Genomic DNA, 19,862 nt, shown 5'->3' with positions numbered 1-19,862 from the left:
CCCTAGCTCTAATACCTTTATTTTACTAATTCTCTCTTAAAAAGCGCCATCTCTCTTAAATACTTTAAAAACAGTAGTAAATAATATTTTTATATCATTCCATATTGAAAAATTACTTATATAGGTTAAATCATAATAAATGGTTTTTCCCAATTCTATCTCGCCTCTTCCACTGACTTGTGCAAGACCTGTTATTCCAGGTAATACTAGTAATCTTTGGTAATAATTTTCTGGATAATACTTTACAACATCAGGTATTTCAGGTCTAGGCCCAACCAGGCTCATGTCACCAAACAAAACATTAAATAATTGAGGTATCTCATCAAGGCTAGTATTTCTTAAAAAGCTGCCAACCTTTGTAACTCTATTATCGCTTTTACTTTGAAATACAAAATTATCCATATTACTTGGGTCTATCTGTAATTCCCTTTTACTTTCAGCTGATACTACCATAGTTCTAAATTTATATATAACAAAATCTTTTCTATTCTTCCCTACTCTAACTTGTTTAAATAACACTGGGCCTTTACTATCTAATTTTATCGCAATAGCGATAATTAAATATATAGGCAACAATATTATTATTCCTATAAGTGACAATATAATATCAAAAACCCTTTTCACAAAAAACTGAAATCGCTTATTTTCGATTTTTTCCTTTACATCTATTACTATATTGTTCTCCAAAATAATTCCTCCTTGTACGAACACAAAACTATTATATCATTTATTTGATAAAAAAAATATTTTTTAATTATTATGAATTTATTAATTTATATTATGTCAATATATATTATAGATTATAGATATTAAAGCTCATATTTCATACAATTTTAATTATTTTTAAAGATTTATAATTTAAGAACTTAATCCTACTTAAAAGAACTAAGTCCTTAAATTTAGATATACTCAATACTATATTAAATATATTTATTTGTGATTCTCTTTTATAATATCTGTAACTACATTAATTACATCTTGAACATCTTCATCTGTCATCTTAGGATATAATGGCAATGAAACTATAGTGTCAAAGTAATTTTCAGCAATTGGTAAATCACCTTCTTTATATCCATAGGTTTCTCTATAATAACTCATTAAATGTACAGGTATAAAGTGAACGCTAGTGCCTATATTAGCTTCCGCCATAAGTTCTATAAATTCATCCCTATCAATTGTAAGTTTATCTAATTCCAATCTTATTACATAAAGGTGCCATGAGTGAGTAGTATACTCTGCTTCTGGTGGAAGTTTAATTCCATCTAGATTAGAGAACGCCTCTTCATATTTTTTTACAATCTCTTTTCTTCTATCTTGCATGAAATCTAATTTATTCATTTGTGTTTTAGCCAGAGCAGCTTGAATATCAAACATATTGTACTTATGCCCTGGATATTCTATATCATATCTCCAAGTTCCACCTTTTCCATATCTATTCCATGCAGCTTTACTCATCCCATGAGTTGATATAATCCTTGCTTTTTCAGCTATATCTTCTCTATTAGTAGTAAGCATTCCGCCTTCACCTGTACATATATTTTTAGTTGCATAGAAACTAAAGGATGCACAGTCGCCTTTTTTTCCTATTAAATCACCTTTATAGTAAGTATCAATGGCATGCGCTGCATCCTCAGATACAAAAAGGTCATATTTTTCAGCAATAGCTCTTATTTTGTCCATATTACAAGCATGACCTGTATAATGCACCGGAACTATAGCTTTAGTTTTATCTGTTATTTTCTCTTCTATTTTATTTGCATCTATACAAAATGTATTTGGATCTATATCTACAAATACAGGTTTAGCACCTACATGAATTATAGTGTTGGCTGTAGCTGCAAAAGTAATTGGAGTTGTTATAACTTCATCTCCTGGTTTAACTCCTCCAGCTATTAAAGCAATATGTAATGCAGCAGTAGCTGAATTCATAGCGATAGCATATTTTGCACCTGTATATTCTGCGAATCTCTTCTCAAATTCAATAGTTCTAGGCCCCTTAGCTACCCATCCTGATTTTAATGTTTCTACTACTTCATTTATGTCATCATCATCAATTAGTGGTACTGAATAAGGTAAAAATGTTTCTCTTTTTCTAACCATATTAATTCCTCCTTACTTTAAGTCTAGTAATATATTTTCTAGTTTTCTTGCAATCGCTTCTCTAGAAAAATTATTCATAACATAACTTCTTCCATTTTTTCCTAGGTCTTCTCTTAGTTCTTTATTTTTATGTAGCTTTAAAATTGCTTTTGCAATTTCCTTTGAATTTTCAGGTTCAACCACAATCCCAGCTTGTGCATCATTAATTAAATTTTCTGCCTCACCTTCAACAGCTAATACAATAGGTATTTCTGAAGCTAAGTTTTCAAACATCTTTGATGGTAGTGCACCTTTAAATATATCTAATTTTTTTAATGGTACTACAGTTGCATCCATTGAAGCTATAATCTTTGGCATATCTTTTTTATCTTGCATAGGTAAAAAACTAACATTTTCAAGCTTCTTTTCTTTAACTTTATTCATAAGCATTGGCTTCTCTGGACCTTCTCCTATAAATACAATTTGTATTTCCTTTTCTTCTTTTATGATTTCAGCGGCATCGACTAATACTTCAAGTCCTTGAGCAATTCCATGAATTCCTGCATAAACAACTGCAAATTTATTTTTTATTCCTATACTCTCTCTAAATTCTTCCGACCTATTTTCTTTTTTGAAGAATTCTGTATCGACACCATTTGTTATGATATGAACTTTATTTTTATCAAACCCTCTAGAAACTATATTATCAACAATTCCTTTAGTTTGACCTGTAACCGCTGCAGCCTTTCTATAACAAAATTCTTCTAGCCACGTGGATGCTCTAATCATAGCTTTATTATTTAAAACACCTAATTTTACTGCTGACTCTGGCCATAGATCTGATACATTGAATATAAACTTAGCTTTTTTCATCTTTGATAGAACATATCCTGACCAGCCTAAAAATAATGGTGGTGATTCTGTTATTATCACATCTTGCTTTTCTATATGCTTTGCTCCACTAAATACACTACTCCAAGTAAATGATAAATAATTTCTAAGTCTCTTTACAAAATCCTTACTTTTAGTAGCATAAATTCCTGTTCTCACTATATCTATTCCATCAATAGTTTCTTTAACTATCTTCTTGCCCCTATATTCTTCAAATATTTCTCCTCTTGGATAGTTCGGCATAGCAGTCAATATCGTAACCTCATGACCAAATTTCTTTAATTGTTTGGCAAACTCAAAAATCCTATTCTGAGGAGCTCCTACTTCTGGAGGACAATACTGAGTTAAAAATAATATCTTCATTAGAATTCCCTCTTTACCAATCTTATTTTTTTATAATGCTACAAATCTTTTCAGATGATTTACCATCTCCAAATATATCCATTTGTGGTTGGCTTGGTATAAAATTAACTATAGCATCTAGTATCTTTTCTTTATCTGTTCCAACAATTCTATTCCAATCATTTTCTATAGTCTCCACCCATTCAGTTTCATCTCTCATAGTTATACATGGTTTTTTCATAAAGAAAGCTTCTTTTTGTACTCCACCGCTATCAGTTACTATTTTTACACAGTTACTTTCTAATGCAAGCATATCTAGATATCCTATTGGGTCAATTACTATTATATTGTCACCAAATTCTAAGTTATAATCGCTCATATACTTTTTAGTTCTTGGATGCAATGGAAGTACTATAGTCTTCTCACTGGCATTAAGGGCTTCTATTATATTTTTTAATCTTGAAATATTATTAGTATTTTCAGCTCTATGTATTGTAGTTAATATAAATTCTTTGTCCCTTAAATTCAATCTTTCAATTATTGTACTGTTTTTCTTAGCAATCTCACCAAAATGAAGAACTGCATCAAACATTACATCTCCCACATTATATACATTCTCTACTATACCTTCATTTTTTAAGTTTCTAATAGCTGTTTCCGTAGGTGCAAACAATTTGGATGATATATGGTCTGTAAGTATTCTATTCTGTTCTTCTGGCATAGCTTTATTAAAGCTCCTAAGTCCTGCTTCAACATGAACTACAGGAATTAACATTTTACTTGCAACTAATGCTCCGGCCAAAGTAGAATTTGTATCACCATATACTAAAATCATGTCGGGATTTTCTTTAACACATATTTCCTCTAGCTTTGTCATCATCTCTCCAGTTTGCTTTCCATGTCCTCCAGATCCAACTGAAAGGTTATAATTAGGGTAAGGTATGTTTAATTCATCAAAAAATATTTTTGACATATTTTCATCGTAATGTTGCCCTGTATGAACTAATATTTCTTCATGTTTTTCTCTTAACTTATTAGATACTGCCGCAGCTTTAATAAATTGAGGTCTAGCTCCAATAACTGTTATTATTTTCATAATTTATACTCCTTTTAGCTTACTTATGTTGACTATTTAACAATTCTTTATATATAACCTCTACCTTATTAAAATTATCTTTAACATTGTAATTATTAACAACAAATTGTCTTCCGTATTTTCCCATAGAAATTCTTAGTTCCTCATCTGTAATTAACTTTTCTATAGCTTTCTCAAGGGCAATAGTATCTTCCTTAGGAATTACAATACTACTTTTTCCAGGGCATGTCGCTTCTGGTAACCCACCTACATTGGATACTATAGTTGGGGTTCCACAAGCTTGAGCTTCTACAGCAGCTACCCCAAAACTTTCACTATCTAAAGTAGATGGAAATACTGCAATATCAAATCTATTAAATGACTGCACTACTTCTTCTGGAGTTATAAATCCTAAAAATTCAACTCTACTCTCTATATTTAATTTTTTACATAGGTTATCTAAATATTCCTTTTGAGATCCTATTCCCCCTATTTCCAGGTAAATATTATCATACTTTTTCGCTAAATTACCGAAAGCTCTTACCAAATATTCAATTCCATATTTAGCCTCTAAAGCTTTAATTGTTCCGATTACTATCTCTTCTCTATTATCATATTTATTTTCATTAGGTTTAAATAAATTAATATCTACACCGAATGGAGTTATTTCTATAGATTTATTAGTATATTTCTTGGTTTCCTCAGCCATTACTTTACTTGTAGATAGCAATACATCTGCTTTAGATAAGTTTCGCTCAACAAATTTTCTACATAATATATTCTGTTTTGGAAAATCATAAACATCACTTCCCCAAACAGAAATAACGTAAGGATGAAAATTAGTAGCTCCAGCTAAAAACGCATAACTAGTTGCATAGTGTGCATGCAGTATATCTGGTTTTATTTCATTAACTAAAGCTTTAACCTTCCCTGTATACGTAAGATATTGAATCTTATTCATAAAACTTCCATTTCTAACATTATCTAATTGTATTTTTAGACTATGTACAGTAACTCCATCTATTTCACCATCATTTAATGAAATTACATGTATATCATATCCCTTAGTCTTAAAAAATTCACACCACTTTTTTGTATGTATACTATTTGCATCAGATAAATAACAAATCTTCATTTTTTCACCTCTTATATCTACTATTTATGTAGGCTTCTTACCACAGCATAAGCCCTTTTTTCCCAAGTATTATTTTCAAAGGCTTCACTCATTGCTAGTTTCATTCTATCATAATCTTTGCTATAATTTTTTTCTACATATTTTAATATATTTTCAATATTCTCTTCATTATATTTAGTAGTATATCCTATATTGTTCTTCTCAATAAATTCACCACACGCGGTATTACTTACTCCTAAAATTGGTTTACCGTAAGAAATATAAGAAAATAATTTCATTGGTATTGCAAATTCCCAATAACTTGTAGGCTCAACTATTAAAGAAAACATATCCGCACTAATCGCAATTTTATCTAGTTCATTACCACTTTCATGTATGATTTTTATTCTATCATTTAAATATTCATAGTAGTACCCTTTATTAGCTTCCCATTCTTCTTGCCTACAGCAGATAGTTAAAGTAAATCTTTCATTATTAGCTACAGCTTTAACCATTTCTTCGATATTATAAAGCTCCCTATTAAGACCTCCAACATATAGGATAGAAAATTTATCTTTTGATATATCTAATTGTCCTGTAGCTTCTATAAATTCACACCCAGATGGTAATTCTAAAATAGGTTTATTTAGTTTTATAGGTATATATTTTTCCATTCTTAGGGATGGCAAATATAAAACATCTATAGAACTCTTATATTTTAATAAATCATAATAGTAAAATGTATATGCTATTGCCCTTTTAGGTGTTGAAACAGTATTTTTGTATTGACTGAATCTCCAATGAATATCCCTATAAAATAATCCTACCTTAATTCCTCTTTTTCGACAAAATTTAAGAAATTTGAAATCAAAAAAAGGATGAATTGGTATGTGGTGTGATTCTGTAAGAAGTGTTGGTTCTGTTGAGCTTTCCATGTAAATAAAATCAAACTTCTCACCGTTCTCTATTTTATTTTCAAGTTTTTTTATAGTATTTTTACGTTCAGCAGCATACCCCTTTATAACTTCAACCTCATACCCTAACTCTTTAAACCCTTTTACTATTTTTATTGGTCGTAGATTAGAAGCGCTCGGATGCTCTTCATGAATTTTAAAAGGAAAATATACAATACATTTCTTCATTTTATATCCTACTTTCTAATGAACTCTTACCCTTTATATCCCTTATTTATCTTCTTTTCTAAAAACTTACTTAAATAATTAACAAATATAAATAATAAAACTATTATTATTATATTTGCACTATATATAAAATCAAAAAAACCACCTTGTGTTATACTTGCTAATTCACTAGTTAAAATTCCAAATAAAGCTACATTAAGAGCCGTTTTACGAAATTTTTTAGTAAACAAATAGTATATCATTCCAAACAATAAAGATATATATACTATACTTAAAAGCAATCCAATTGCACCAAAGTTTGCATAAGCTTCTCCAATAAAAAGTGCATTCATTACTCCAGCAGTACCTTCATATACACTTCTTGAACCATAAAAAGCCATAATTACTTTGGCAGACCTTAGAGGCGTCAAATCTGAACTTAATACCTTAATTATTGTACCAGATAAACTTCTTCCCATTAAGAATGGAAAATGCTGAGGAAAGAAATCAAAATGATACATAAGGGTTCCTGCTTGTGTAAATATTACTCTACTTATAGGACCAGTGTGTATAGAAAATTCTAATGCATATCCCATAACTTTGTAAAGTAAAAAAATCACTCCACCCAAACACCCTACTATCACATATAACAAATGTCTCCTTATACCATCATTTAACATAATATATATTATTACAAATGTGAACAAATAAAATATAACTGGCGTCTTTGCAAAATTATACGTTTTAGTAAATAGTGAACATATAAATAAGACTCCAAATAGCACTATCCATCTTTTATTTTTAGTAGTATAGACATATACAAAAGATATATATGAAAATACAGGTATTAAAGAAAGTATAAGTATGTTTTTCACATATTCATGTATTATTGTAACGTTAGATATGTTTATTCTAGCTGTTTTAAAGTTAAACCCTGGCTCAGCAAAAACCATCTTTAACAATGGTGCATATCCTATCTTTACAAATAACATAATCATTAATATTATAGAAATACTTGAAATCCCTAATACTATGTAAAATACTATTTGCTCATTATCTACATTAGTTTCTTTACTTAAATACTCACTATATATATAATTGATATCTACTTTTAATAATTTGTACAGAAAAATTATAATTAAAGGAAGTAGTACAGCTGTTAACAGTACATAAAAAAATGTTCTAGGTATGGTATCATTATTTAAAATATATGTAATAGTATAATGTTCTCTGTCTCCAAGAAATACTAAACTAGTACCAATATATGTTTGAAGTATAAATAAATAAAATGTATAGGATATTAAATTTAATTTTCTTACACTTAATGTTCCTGCTGCTTTTTTGAACAAGTAAGTACTTAATGTTAATCCTAATGCAACTATTAATATTTTTAAAGCCATAAACTTTTCTTCCTTTACTTATTGTATATATTATTTATAAAAAACTCTTTAGTTTTTGTATCAGCATTTTTAAATCTAGTCTTCATATCCAATAGTGGTGTTCTATCAATTCTATCATCTATATATAATTCATTTAAACTTGGTAGCTTTGCTAATAACTCCACATTTTCTATACTAGTATACCTTATTCCCAACTTTTCTAAGTTATCTAACTTACTTATATCATTTAAATCTGAAATGTCATTATAGGATACAATTAGATTTTGAAGATTTATATTATCTTTAATAAAACTTAAATTGCTTAAATTATTGTTAGATAACTCTAAAATCTGTAAATATTCAATGTTCTTAAGACTATTTATCTCCTCTATTCCATTTCCATTAGCCTTAAGTTCATTAAGATAAAGCAGATCCTCAATTCCTTTTAAGTTCATAATTGAGTTATTAGAAATGTCCAGGTTTACTAATTCTGTCATCTTAACTAAATCATCTACTTTAGTAATTCTATTATTAGCCAAATTCAAAATTTTTAGGTTTTTAAGATTCACCAATGAATCTATCTTACTTATATTATTTTTCGCTATATTTAAAGATACTACACCTTTAACTTTACCTAAAGGCTCAATATTACGAATATTATTAGTTGATAAATCTAAATCTAATAAATTTTTAAGGTTTGATAATGGAATTATATCTTCTATTTGATTAGAGCTTAAATTTAATATTTTAAGATATGTCAGCTCATTTAGTTGTTCTATGCTAGTGACTTTATTTTTACTTAAATTTAAATCAGTAAGAGAAATACAATATTGTATTCCCTCAATACTTTCTATTTTCTTTTCACTTAAATTTAAAGCCTTAACTTTTGCTAAATCACTTTCATATATTTTTCCTATATATTTATTTATTTCTTTTCTTATGGCTTTCTCAAAATTCTTATCTTCAAAGAATACACCCTTATCACCTTTATATTTCTCAGCATTTTCTTTATTATTAAGACTAACTTTAATCCCTACAAATATACATATTACAGCTAAAGCTATTATAGCTATCCCTATAGTAGCTATTTTTTTATTGTTCTTAATATAGTTTAAATATTTTTTCATGTTCCCTCCATTATCTTTTTAAAACTCTGCGTTTTACTTGTCTAATCATCTCTTTATCACTATCACTAAATAGGAATAATCCTTCAAATGTAAACTTTTCTTTTCTAATAAAGATAATTACATATATTATTCCATATGCAAAGTATGAAATACTTGAAGCAATAGCAGCACCATTTATACCAACAAGTGGTATCAACACTGCATTAAAAACAATATTTATAGCAAATACTGAAAAGGTTATATATAAGTGTACTTTTGGCTCTCCAGAACTTTGGAAGTATGATGACGAAATTTTTCCTATTGATGCAAATAAAATTCCTACAAATAATATAATTGTAGGTACTATAGCACCCATATACTGTTTCCCGTATAAAACTGGAATAATAGGCGTACATAGAATACCTATTATCATAATAAGGAATGTTACATAAAAAGTAACTTTTATAGTATTACTAGTAAGTCTAGCCCTTTCTTCCGGAGTATCGTTTTTCATATTATATAATCTTCCCAAAATTGCACTTGCTACACTACCAGGAATTAAAAATAGAAGTTCTGCTAGAGATACCGATACACTATAAACTCCTAATTCAGATGTTCCTAACATAAACTTTATAAAAAATTGGTCAATTTTATAATTCATGAAAATAAATAAGGTTGCTAGATATATGTTTATTCCAAATTTAAACTCCTTACTCATTAAGACTTTATTTATTTCAAATTTATACTTTTGTTTTGATTTTCTCATTAATAGTATTGAATTAAATATAACTGGTAAAGATAAAACTAACAAATAAGTATATATATTTAATAATTCTGCAAGCCATAATATTATAGTTAATGCTATTTTTATTATATTAGACGCTAAAGTAATTTTATTTACTTCAATAATTCTTTCATTACCTATATATACCGTTGATAAAAATTCAGCTATCATAGTAAATGCTAAAATTAATATTCCAAGAAATAAAGTTAAATAACTATATTCTTCAAAAATTAATCCAAAAGTCTTTGCTACAATCACAAAACTTGATTGTATAACACACATTAGCATTATGTAAGAAAAATTATTATTAAAAACTTCCTCACTACTATACTGTGTCTTCTTACTAAAATATGGTGTAGCATAAGTTATTCCAAAGTGACCATACTGTCCTATTGTTGTAAAAAACAATAGAAAGTATGCCACCTCACCTTTTCCTTCTGCTCCTAGCACTCTAGAAACTATAATGCTCACTATAAAGGCCAAAACTGACGTAATTATTTGAGTAACAAAGTTACTTGCTATATTCTTTTTATATCCCACAGTGAACCCTCACTTACTTATTTTTCATTTCCTTCATATCCATAGTAGAAAAATCGCCTAATGGAAACTTAACAGGCATTCCAGTTGCTGTAGACTTGTAAGCAGCTAATATTATTTCTAGAGGTTTTTTAGCCTCTTCTCCACTTACCAGTGGCTGTCTATCTTCTATGATAGAGTCTACTACATCTTTAAATAATAAAGTATGTCCAAATCCATAAACACTATCTGGATCTGCTTCTTGTGCTGCCAAAACTTTCTCCTCACTTTCTTCTGAACCTTCAATTCTCCAAGTTTCAATTTTATTTACTGCAAGGCCTCCTATGCAAACAGCTGCCTTTTCCCCAAAAATACTTAATGTTTCCTCTAAATTTGTAGGATACACACAAGCACTTCCTTCTATTATCCCTATGGCACCATTTTTAAACCTTATTAATATAGCTCCAAAATCTTCTGCATCAATATCTCTTAAGAAAGTATCACATTGAGCATATACTGTATCAACATCTGAGCACATCATCCATTGTAGTAAATCTATATTATGGATACATTGATTCATTAATGTTCCACCATCAAGTTCATAAGTCCCTCTCCAAGGAGCTTGCTCATAATATCCCATGTTTCTATTCCAAAGTATTCTTGCTGTACCATTAACCATCTTACCAAAATTATTTGCTTCAACTTCACTTCTTAGTTTTTGAATAGCAGTATTAAATCTATTTTGATGTGATACACATAATTTAACATTATTTTCTTTAGCACAAGCTATCATTTCATCAGCATCTTTAATTGATAACGCCATTGGTTTTTCAACTATAACATGAATATGTTTTTTCATACAATTTATAGCAATTTCTGGATGATATCCACTTTCAGTTGCTATATACACTATATCTATATCTTCTTTTTCTAACATTTCTTTATAATCTTTATATATATTAACTTTAACTTCCTTACCTAACTTGTCAATATATTCATTTTTCTTTGCAATAGCTTTTTCTTCTATAGGGTCACAAGTTGATACCAACTGTAGCCTTTCCTTGTTATTAACCACTGCTTCTATTCCCTTATAGGATATCCTTCCACATCCAATAACAGCTACATTAAATAATTTCATACCAATTCCTCCTAATATATTTTAGGGATTAAGACTAAACTCGAACCCTTTAAATATGGTTAATTATTACCAATATTATCTATTAAATTTTTATTCATAATTATTAGATACAGCACAAAAGACATTGTAGTGCTGTATCTAATACACTTAATATATTAAAGTTTATTTATTTTATCTCTATTTTTTTTAACATCCTTTGTCGCATTTCTTGTATCATAAAGGATCTTAGCCTTTTCAACCATCAATTCATAGTCGTAACAACTGTGATCTGTAGTGATGATTACTATATCAGCATTATCAATTTCTTTTTCCCAATCTACTGATATATATTCAATACCTTTATGTTTAAAAGACGGAATATATGGATCATTAATCATTATGTCCGCACCATTTTTGTTTAATATCTCAAGGACTTTCAATGTTGGTGACTCTCTCATATCATCTATATCTTTTTTATATGCTGCACCCATAACAAGTACTTTTGCACCATTTAACGCCTTTTTATGTCCGTTTAAAAGCTTCATCACGTTCTCAACTACAAATTCTGGCATAGAATCATTAATTATACCTGAAGTCTCTATAAGTTTTGTATGATAATCATACTCTTTTGCCTTCCATTCCAAGTAGAATGGATCTAGTGGTATACAGTGACCACCAAGACCTGGACCTGGATAGAATGGCATAAATCCATAAGGCTTAGTTTTTGCAGCTTCAATAACTTCCCAAACGTCAATTCCCATCCTCTTACACAATATTGCCATTTCATTAGCTAAGGCTATATTTATATTTCTAAAGGTATTTTCAAGAATTTTTTCCATCTCAGCTACTGCTGGTGACGATACCTCCATAATTTCTCCATCCAATACACATCTGTATAAAGTTCCTGCAACCTCAGTGCACTCTGGTGTACATCCACCTACAACCTTAGGTGTATTTTTAGTGTTATATTCCTTATTACCGGGATCTACTCTTTCTGGTGAAAATGCTAAAAAGAAATCCTCTCCACATTTTAATCCACTTTCTTCAAGAATTGGTTTTATAACTTCATCCGTTGTTCCAGGATAGGTTGTGCTCTCAAGAATTATAAGCATTCCTCGCTTTAAGTATTTTGCTACATCTTTTGTTGAGTTAACTACATAGGATAAGTCCGGCTGTTTATAAAGATCAAGAGGTGTTGGTACAGCTATACATACTGTATCTACTTCTTCTATGAAGCTAAAATTCGTAGTTGCTTTTAGCTTACCCGCTTTAACAAGGGCTGATAAGTCATTATCTACTATATCACCTATATAATTTTCTCCATTGTTAACCATAACAACTTTTTTATCTTGAACATCAAATCCTATAACTTCATATCCCGCCTTAGCTTTTTCTACTGCTAGAGGAAGTCCTACATATCCAAGACCTACTACACCTAGTTTAGCTGTTTTATTCTTTAATTTTAATAATAATTCTTCCTTTAATTGACTCATAATTGTTCCTCCTATTAGTAATTTATTACATTACACAATTCGTTACATATCTTAGTCTTTCTTTCTCTTATATGTAGGAACTTTTTCTTCAAGCAATTTTATTATTTCTTCTTTAGTCATATTATCTACATTTCTAAACTGTTTTATAGCTTCTTCAATAAATTCTATAGTAGCATCTTTAGGTTTTTCTACAAAAATTTTATTATGCTCTGTAGATGTAAGTGCTACTTCATCCATTAAAAGCTCTTCATACAACTTTTCACCTGGTCTTAATCCCACATATTCTATTTTAATATCTACATCTGGCTTATATCCAGATAATGTTATTAAATCTCTTGCTAAATCAACCATTTTAACCGGTTTACCCATATCTAATACAAATATCTCTCCACCATCTGCAAGACCACCAGCTTGAATAACTAATTGAGCAGCCTCAGGAATAGTCATAAAGAACCTTGTTATTTCTGGATGGGTTACAGTTACTGGTCCACCCTTTTCAATTTGCTTTTTAAATAGTGGTATTACTGAACCATTACTTCCAAGAACATTTCCAAATCTAACTGCTACATAATCTGTTTTACTAACTTCATTAAAAGCTTGAATTATAAGTTCACAAAATCTTTTAGTGGCTCCCATTACATTAGTTGGATTTACTGCCTTATCTGTACTAATTAAAACAAACTTTTTAACATTATATTTATTACAGCATTTAGCTACATTATATGTACCTAAAATATTATTTTTAATTGCATCCCCTGCATTTCCCTCCATTAAAGGTACATGCTTATGAGCTGCTGCATGGAATACCACTTCTGGTTTGTGCTCGTCAAATATTTGATCTATTCTTATCATATCTCTTACAGAAGCAATAATTACTTGTTTATTTATTTCTGGATAGTTTCTGTTAAATTCCATTTCTAAATCATAAGCATTATTCTCATATATATCCAGAATAATTATTTTTCTAGGTGAGAATTTTGCTATTTGCCTAATAATTTCAGACCCAATACTTCCACCACCACCAGTAACTAGTATTGTTTTATTTTTTATATATCTTTCTATATGCTCCGATTTTAGCTTTATCGATTCTCTTCCCAATAAATCATCAATGTTCACATCTCTCATATGATTTACATTTATGCTATCATCAATAATTTTATAAATACCTGGCATGGTTTTAATATTTTTTGTCACCTGTTTACATATATCTAGAATTTCTTTCTTAGTATTCTTATCCACTGATGGCATCGCAAGCATTATTTCATCAACTTTGTTTTGCTTACAAAAGGATATAATCTTATTTCTATCTCCTACAACCTTTACTCCATGAATTCTCTTACCTATCTTATTTATATTATCATCAATCAACCCAACAATTTTATAGTGCAAAGTACTATTATTATTTATTTCTTTAATAAGTATAGCTCCAGCATCTCCAGCACCTATGATTAACAAATTCTTTTTTTTGTTAATCGATCCTTTATCTGTTCCATTATTCTCCATGATTCTATATAAAAATCTAACTCCACCTAAGCTTATTACGCTCAATAGCCAAAATATAATATGAACAGTTATTGGAAATCTAAAAAATCTACTTTTTAACATAGTGTGGCTTATAAAATAACCATAGATTATAAATACTATATTAGAAGCAGTCATAGAATATACTATCGATAGTAACTCCTCAACAGATGCATATTTCCAAATATTACTATATAGTTTGAATATCATATTAAATATAATTGTTAATGCTACAACTGGAACTATTGATAATATAAAAAACTCTCTATAATCAGGTTGTATCCTGAAATCAAATTTTAGTAATAAAGCCAAATATAAACTTATTGCGACAAGAATTACATCTAAAACTATATTTTTATTTTCTTTTTTCATAACTTCACTTCCTAAATCAATTATGGTAATCAAATACTTCAAGATGTTTTGAAATGCAAATTTCAAAAGTTTATCACAGTTATTATACTGTTTTTTGCATGTAAACACAATTGCATTCAAAGTTATTCATAAAATATTATTTAATTATTTATATTCTATTGATACATTCTTTTTCGTTTGATTATCCTAATGTTTCTTCAAGTTCCTTTACAATTTCATCCTCTGGATCTAATTTTTTAGCTATATCTAAATGTATTTTTGCTTGATTAAAATCCTTAATATTTATATAACACATTATTAAATTAGTGCATACCTCTATAGATTTGGTAACCTCAAATACTTTCCTTAAATACTTAATTGCAGTTTCGAAATCATTCAAGCAAGCATAGTTTATCCCAAGTTCATTAAACACCTGAACATAGTTACTATCTATAGATAATGCTTCATTTAAATAGTATATAGCTTTTTCATAGTTTTGTAAAATTCTATAAGAAACTGCAATATAATAAAATATCTCAGCGCTATCCCCTAATACATCTATTAGTGGTAATAATACTTCTAACGCTTTCTTTGGCTCTTCATATACAAGTTCTTTCCCCTTATCAAAAGAATTGATTATATCTAGATTCTCTTTTAATACCTCAACCTCTTCACTTACATTTCCTCCCAATGATATATATTGTTTAATATTAAAATGAGCTTTTTCAAAATCTTTATCTTCATAACTTACTAAGGCTGAATAATAATAGGGTTGTGGATAATCCTTAATCTCTTTTCCAATTTCAATAAGTTTAATAATCTCTTCTTTAAATACAATATTATTTTTTCTCATTCCATCAATTAAAATAAAAGCTTTATTTAAATTATCTGTTGTAATTTCAACTTCCAATAATCCTTTTAATAATATATATCCATCTTCATACTTTTCATTTTTAATATTCTCAAATATTTTTCCTTTTATATAATTAACGCTATTAGGAATGGATTCTATTATTTCCTTATATACATGATTAAATTTAAAGTTTTTATCTGCTCCTAGTGCATAAAAAATTCCCTCTATAAAAAAATTAACAGGAATATTAGATAAATCATCTCCTTCTTTAGTTTTGGAAACTATTTTATCTGAATTTACTGGTAGATATATATTATCTTTAAATACATATTCATTTATTTTGCTACCTTTTTTTATTTCAAGAAATAGCATTTTCTCAAGTTTTTCTAAAAAATAATTTTCATTACTCATAATGCACCTTCTTACTATTCTATATTTTTTAATTTATTCCACTAAACTATATTACCATTTATTTTATTTTTAATCATCTGTTTTTTGTATAAAGTAATATTTTCGTATTTTTTTTATTTTTTATATAACACAATTTAATAAACGCATAAAATTTATATGCTTTATTATACATTTATAATCTTATAACTCATATAATAAGTAAAACATTATAAATATTTAATTATAAACTAAAATCTTATTGCATTGATACTAATATTATTCTATAATAAATTTGTTTTATAACTTTATAAATATTATATTTGGAGTAAAATTATTATAGGGAGGTCATTAAATTATATTATTGATATCTCTATACTTTATAAATTAGAAAGAGGGTATGGAATTGTATAAGTTAAACCAAAATGAAACCCCATTATTTGATGCCTTAATGGAATATGTGAATAGAGACACTCTTCCATTCCATGTTCCTGGGCATAAAAAAGGTGTTGGAGTAGACATAGATTTTAAAAACTTCATGGGCGAAAATCCGTTTAAGATTGACGTTACAGTTTTTAAACTAGTAGATAGTTATCATCATCCAACAGGTCCTATAAAAAAAGCTCAAGAATTAGCTGCTGATGCCTACGGTTCAGATGCATGCTTTTTCTCTGTTCATGGAACATCCGGCGCTATTCAAGCAATGATTCTTTCTGTAGTAGGTGCTGGGGACAAAATAATAATTCCTAGGAATGTTCATAAATCCATTACTGGAGGAATTATCTTAGCTGGTGCTATCCCTGTATATATGCAGCCTGAGTTAGATAAAAAGATAGGAATTGCAAATGGAGTTACACCTGAAACAGTAAGAACTACATTGGAAGCTAATAAGGATGCTAAAGCTGTTCTTATAATCAATCCAACTTATTATGGTGTATCTACAGACATTCAGCAAATTGCTGATATCGTTCATGAATATGATATTCCTTTAATAGTTGATGAGGCTCATGGACCGCATTTAAACTTTAATAAAAATTTACCTATGTCTGCCATGGAAGCTGGTGCTGATATCTGTGCTCAAAGTACTCATAAAATTATTGGTGCTTTAACTCAAGGATCTCTACTTCAAGTTAACTCTAAAAGAGTAAGTATTCCAAGGGTAAAACAGGTTTTAAACTTAATGCATACAACTTCGCCTTCTTATATTCTAATGGCTTCATTAGATACTGCTAGAAGACAAATTGCATTGGGTGGAGAAGAATTACTAGATAAAACAATAGAACTTTCTAATTATGTTAGAGATGAAGTTAATAAAATCCCTGGTTTCTATTGCTTTGGCGAAGAAATCTTAGGAGTTCCTGGAGCATATGCCTTTGATCCAACTAAAATTACAATAACTTGTAGAGATTTAGGTATAACTGGTTATGATTTGGATATGATTTTAACAAACAAGTATCATATTCAAATGGAACTTTCGGATTTATATAATGTCCTTATTGTAGGTTCCTTTGGCGATACTGAAGATGGCATGGAAAGACTTTTAAGAGCTTTGAGAGAAATCAGTGATGACTATTATGGCAAGGGTACTGCTAAAGCAGACTTCATAGACATCCCTTCCATTCCTGAGCAAATACAGATTCCTAACGAAGCCTTCAACAGTGTTAAAACTTCTGTTAGAATTAAAAATAGCGTAGGCATGATTAGTGGTGAATTCCTAATGGCTTATCCACCAGGAATACCTGTACTATGCCCGGGAGAAAAAATCACACAAGAAATTGTAGATTATGTTCAACAACTAAAAGATACTGGCCTTTATGTTCAAGGTACTGAAGATCCTGAAGTTGAGTATATAAATGTAGTTAAAGATGAGGATGCAGTATTTATTAACGTTGAATAATAAATGTGAATTTTATATTATATAAATTATAATAATTAATATTATATAAATTATAATAATTAAAGGTATGATATCTCTCACATACATACCTTTAATTATTTTTATTAATCTTTAACTGTATTGATCTTTTAATTTTTTTTCTTATTTCTTAACTCTAATAATTTAAATTCAGCATTGGTTCTTCCTGAATTTACTATACTTTTTAAATACTGATTATAAGACATGTTAATAATGCTTTCATAAGCTCTAATTAAACTTTCAAAATAACCCATCATATAGTTTACCTTCATTAATGGATCTGTATAAGATATATTAAATCTTATAGTATATTTTTTCCTTACTTTCTCTGCCGCCTTTTTTAAGCAGTTATAACTTGAAGATCCTTTAGCTATGAGTATCACCTTTTCATAATTACATGCCATCACTTCTTTATATGCTGGCATACATGCTTCAATAATATTTTCATCAAAGTATTTCTGTTTTGATGTTTCTTCCTGTACTACCTTAAGAAAATCTTGTAATTTCAAGTTAGTTTTAGCTCTAAGTTCTATTAGTTTTGATAATATATCTTTAACCTTTTCAACTTCCTTATGTTCAATATCATATTTTTTATTCATTTTCTCAATGATTTCAAAGCCTTTCATCATTAATTCCAAATCAGTTTTATTTTTTTCTACTTCTTCTTCATTTTGAAGAGCCTTAATTATACTACCATTATCATCATTTAAGAATGCTTCCATGAAAAAGAATATTCTTCCTAGTCTCATTATTGTTTTCTCATCTTCTACTACTTTATTATTTGCATCAATATATATATATCCCTTTTTCTTACCAATTAAGCTGACAATACCTTTCTTTTCAAATATTACCTCTTTATATGTATTTCCCAAAAATAGCGCTGGCTCAGATATCTTAATATCTTCAAATAACTTACTATATTTTTTTATAGCTTTTTTTTCTTCTGAATTTGGTGCTTTGTATATTCCCATTAATTATCCTCCCATAGTAATTTTACTTATATAATTATGAATAGTAACCACTAAACTTAATATACTCTTATTATCATTAGATCTACTTTTCAGACTTTTACTATAATATATTATATCAGAAAATAATGAAAATCATATAAATTTATTGCTTATATAAAAAATATTAGCTTTACCTCTATATAATAGAGTAAAGCTAATATTTTATAGAAACTTATTCTAAACCTTATAATGAACAAGCTTCAATCATGAAATTAACTCTTCTGATTTTCCTCTATACTTCCATTCCTGCAACTAAAGCTTTCTTATTTAACTCTACAGCCTTTGCTGGCACTAATGAAGCTACAACCTCTTCCCAATTTACTTCCTTTATATCTAGGGCTTTAAGTAACGCTCCTAGTAATACAACGTTTTGTGCTTTCATATTACCTAGATCTTTTGCAATTTCTGCCGCTTTAATTATAACTGTATTTTCTGCTGTAGATCTTAGTGCCTCATTTACACCCTCTGGATACTTTTCTAGTCCTATTAGTACTGGTACAGGATGAATTTCATAATCATTTACTATTAAATGTCCACCTTCTTTTAAATAAGGTAGTGCTCTTAGTGCTTCACTTTTTTCAAAAGCAACTATGGCATCAGCTTTTCCTTTTTCTATTAAAGGAGAATAGACTTTTTCTCCAAATCTAACTTGAGTAGTAACACTTCCTCCTCTTTGAGCCATTCCATGAACCTCAGACATTTTAACGTCATAGCCATTTCTTAACAAGCCTTCAGATAATATTTTTGAAGCTAGGATAGTTCCTTGTCCTCCTACACCTATAAATAATATACTTTTTACTTCCTTCAT

At 28.7% G+C, this 19,862-nt stretch carries 16 protein-coding genes; 1 reads left to right on the top strand and 15 read right to left on the bottom strand.

The genetic code is table 11. The features are described from left to right. Positions 1-36: 36 nt before the first annotated feature. The 13 genes from B3B03_RS15595 to B3B03_RS15535 form a co-directional block, all read right to left on the bottom strand. Complete coding sequence (locus B3B03_RS15595; RefSeq protein WP_346877811.1) at positions 37-690, bottom strand: exopolysaccharide biosynthesis polyprenyl glycosylphosphotransferase; 654 nt, start codon at positions 688-690, stop codon at positions 37-39. Positions 691-930: 240 nt separating this feature from the next. Continuing rightward, a complete protein-coding gene (locus B3B03_RS15590; protein WP_346877779.1) occupies positions 931-2,100 on the bottom strand; it encodes a DegT/DnrJ/EryC1/StrS aminotransferase family protein in 1,170 nt (389 codons plus the stop codon). Positions 2,101-2,112: 12 nt separating this feature from the next. Beyond that, positions 2,113-3,333, bottom strand: a complete 1,221-nt coding sequence (locus tag B3B03_RS15585; RefSeq protein WP_346877778.1) for a glycosyltransferase family 4 protein — start codon at positions 3,331-3,333, stop codon at positions 2,113-2,115. Between the two features lie 22 nt (positions 3,334-3,355). Further along, entirely contained in the window at positions 3,356-4,408 is a 1,053-nt protein-coding gene (gene wecB / locus B3B03_RS15580) for a non-hydrolyzing UDP-N-acetylglucosamine 2-epimerase (RefSeq protein ID WP_346877777.1), read from the bottom strand. A 19-nt stretch (positions 4,409-4,427) separates the two neighbouring features. Continuing rightward, the gene (locus B3B03_RS15575) at positions 4,428-5,522 is read right to left on the bottom strand and encodes a glycosyltransferase (protein ID WP_346877776.1); all 1,095 of its coding nucleotides are present in this window, start codon (positions 5,520-5,522) and stop codon (positions 4,428-4,430) included. 20 nt (positions 5,523-5,542) lie between these two features. After that, positions 5,543-6,643, bottom strand: a complete 1,101-nt coding sequence (locus B3B03_RS15570; protein WP_346877775.1) for a glycosyltransferase — start codon at positions 6,641-6,643, stop codon at positions 5,543-5,545. A gap of 26 nt (positions 6,644-6,669) precedes the next feature. Next, positions 6,670-8,022 (bottom strand): O-antigen polymerase, encoded by a 1,353-nt coding sequence (locus B3B03_RS15565; protein ID WP_346877774.1) that lies wholly within the window; start codon positions 8,020-8,022, stop codon positions 6,670-6,672. 14 nt (positions 8,023-8,036) lie between these two features. Further along, a complete protein-coding gene (locus B3B03_RS15560; protein ID WP_346877773.1) occupies positions 8,037-9,128 on the bottom strand; it encodes a leucine-rich repeat domain-containing protein in 1,092 nt (363 codons plus the stop codon). 10 nt (positions 9,129-9,138) lie between these two features. After that, positions 9,139-10,431: a flippase gene (locus B3B03_RS15555; protein ID WP_346877772.1), complete on the bottom strand. Its 1,293-nt coding sequence runs from the start codon at positions 10,429-10,431 to the stop codon at positions 9,139-9,141. Positions 10,432-10,444: 13 nt separating this feature from the next. Beyond that, positions 10,445-11,545: a Gfo/Idh/MocA family oxidoreductase gene (locus B3B03_RS15550; RefSeq protein ID WP_346848616.1), complete on the bottom strand. Its 1,101-nt coding sequence runs from the start codon at positions 11,543-11,545 to the stop codon at positions 10,445-10,447. Positions 11,546-11,700: 155 nt separating this feature from the next. Further along, a complete protein-coding gene (locus B3B03_RS15545) occupies positions 11,701-13,017 on the bottom strand; it encodes a nucleotide sugar dehydrogenase (protein WP_346848615.1) in 1,317 nt (438 codons plus the stop codon). A gap of 51 nt (positions 13,018-13,068) precedes the next feature. Beyond that, entirely contained in the window at positions 13,069-14,910 is a 1,842-nt protein-coding gene (locus B3B03_RS15540; RefSeq protein ID WP_346848614.1) for a nucleoside-diphosphate sugar epimerase/dehydratase, read from the bottom strand. A gap of 181 nt (positions 14,911-15,091) precedes the next feature. Further along, positions 15,092-16,153, bottom strand: a complete 1,062-nt coding sequence (locus B3B03_RS15535) for a tetratricopeptide repeat protein (protein ID WP_346848613.1) — start codon at positions 16,151-16,153, stop codon at positions 15,092-15,094. A gap of 382 nt (positions 16,154-16,535) precedes the next feature. Between B3B03_RS15535 and B3B03_RS15530 the strand changes: the two genes are divergently transcribed. After that, positions 16,536-18,026 (top strand): aminotransferase class I/II-fold pyridoxal phosphate-dependent enzyme, encoded by a 1,491-nt coding sequence (locus tag B3B03_RS15530; RefSeq protein ID WP_346848612.1) that lies wholly within the window; start codon positions 16,536-16,538, stop codon positions 18,024-18,026. Positions 18,027-18,154: 128 nt separating this feature from the next. On the opposite strand, the gene B3B03_RS15525 is transcribed toward B3B03_RS15530, so the two are convergent. Further along, the gene (locus B3B03_RS15525; RefSeq protein WP_346877771.1) at positions 18,155-19,015 is read right to left on the bottom strand and encodes a hypothetical protein; all 861 of its coding nucleotides are present in this window, start codon (positions 19,013-19,015) and stop codon (positions 18,155-18,157) included. Positions 19,016-19,286: 271 nt separating this feature from the next. Further along, the gene (locus tag B3B03_RS15520) at positions 19,287-19,862 is read right to left on the bottom strand and encodes an indolepyruvate oxidoreductase subunit beta (protein WP_346848610.1); all 576 of its coding nucleotides are present in this window, start codon (positions 19,860-19,862) and stop codon (positions 19,287-19,289) included.

Source organism: Clostridium sp. UBA5712, from assembly GCF_002419845.1.
Classification (GTDB): Bacteria; Bacillota; Clostridia; order Clostridiales; family Clostridiaceae; genus Clostridium_J; species Clostridium_J sulfidigenes.
This window is presented reverse-complemented; position numbering and strand designations above follow the sequence as displayed.

What these genes read in the sequence shown, in the direction of transcription:
- B3B03_RS15590 (WP_346877779.1), bottom strand. Translation starts at nt 2,100, where the DNA reads ATGGTTAGAAAAAGAGAAACATTTTTACCTTATTCAGTACCACTAATT.
- B3B03_RS15585 (WP_346877778.1), bottom strand. Translation starts at nt 3,333, where the DNA reads ATGAAGATATTATTTTTAACTCAGTATTGTCCTCCAGAAGTAGGAGCT.
- wecB (WP_346877777.1), bottom strand. Translation starts at nt 4,408, where the DNA reads ATGAAAATAATAACAGTTATTGGAGCTAGACCTCAATTTATTAAAGCT.
- B3B03_RS15575 (WP_346877776.1), bottom strand. Translation starts at nt 5,522, where the DNA reads ATGAAGATTTGTTATTTATCTGATGCAAATAGTATACATACAAAAAAG.
- B3B03_RS15570 (WP_346877775.1), bottom strand. Translation starts at nt 6,643, where the DNA reads ATGAAGAAATGTATTGTATATTTTCCTTTTAAAATTCATGAAGAGCAT.
- B3B03_RS15565 (WP_346877774.1), bottom strand. Translation starts at nt 8,022, where the DNA reads ATGGCTTTAAAAATATTAATAGTTGCATTAGGATTAACATTAAGTACT.
- B3B03_RS15560 (WP_346877773.1), bottom strand. Translation starts at nt 9,128, where the DNA reads ATGAAAAAATATTTAAACTATATTAAGAACAATAAAAAAATAGCTACT.
- B3B03_RS15550 (WP_346848616.1), bottom strand. Translation starts at nt 11,545, where the DNA reads ATGAAATTATTTAATGTAGCTGTTATTGGATGTGGAAGGATATCCTAT.
- B3B03_RS15545 (WP_346848615.1), bottom strand. Translation starts at nt 13,017, where the DNA reads ATGAGTCAATTAAAGGAAGAATTATTATTAAAATTAAAGAATAAAACA.
- B3B03_RS15540 (WP_346848614.1), bottom strand. Translation starts at nt 14,910, where the DNA reads ATGAAAAAAGAAAATAAAAATATAGTTTTAGATGTAATTCTTGTCGCA.
- B3B03_RS15535 (WP_346848613.1), bottom strand. Translation starts at nt 16,153, where the DNA reads ATGAGTAATGAAAATTATTTTTTAGAAAAACTTGAGAAAATGCTATTT.
- B3B03_RS15525 (WP_346877771.1), bottom strand. Translation starts at nt 19,015, where the DNA reads ATGGGAATATACAAAGCACCAAATTCAGAAGAAAAAAAAGCTATAAAA.
- B3B03_RS15520 (WP_346848610.1), bottom strand. Translation starts at nt 19,862, where the DNA reads ATGAAGGAAGTAAAAAGTATATTATTTATAGGTGTAGGAGGACAAGGA.